This is a genomic window from Pseudomonas sp. 14A (assembly GCF_018132745.1).
In the GTDB taxonomy this organism is placed as follows: domain Bacteria; phylum Pseudomonadota; class Gammaproteobacteria; order Pseudomonadales; family Pseudomonadaceae; genus Aquipseudomonas; species Aquipseudomonas mercuritolerans.
Genome location: NZ_JAGRQJ010000028.1, coordinates 1 through 331, shown reverse-complemented (window position 1 = coordinate 331; position 331 = coordinate 1). Strand labels below are relative to the sequence as shown.

Annotated in this window: 1 protein-coding gene; it reads left to right on the top strand. The window is 63.4% G+C overall.

The window, feature by feature from the left end; translation table 11 throughout:
* Positions 1–331, top strand: a 331-nt coding sequence (locus tag PS14A_RS26495; protein WP_212617597.1) for an NUDIX domain-containing protein, incomplete at both ends; no start/stop codon positions are given.

Sequence of the window (331 nt, the reverse complement as noted above, 5' to 3'; positions counted from 1 at the left end):
GAGTCTGATCGGTGGCGGCGTTGAACCCGACGAAGATCCCTCGGGTGCGCTTGCCCGCGAAGTCCTCGAAGAGACGGGAGCGCGAATCCGGATCACGGGAGTCATCGGCGCGTATGGTGGCGAGCCGATGATGGTCACCTATCCCAATGGCGACCAGGTCGGCTACGTGACGATCGCGTACGAGTGCGAATTGCTCAGTGAGGCGACACCAGACCTCGACGAGATCACCGAACTCGGCTGGTTCTCGCGTGCAGCCATCTTTGCTCTCCCACGGCGTGACTGGATAGATCGGGTCATCCGCGATGCGCCACGCAGGGTCGCCGGGGACACC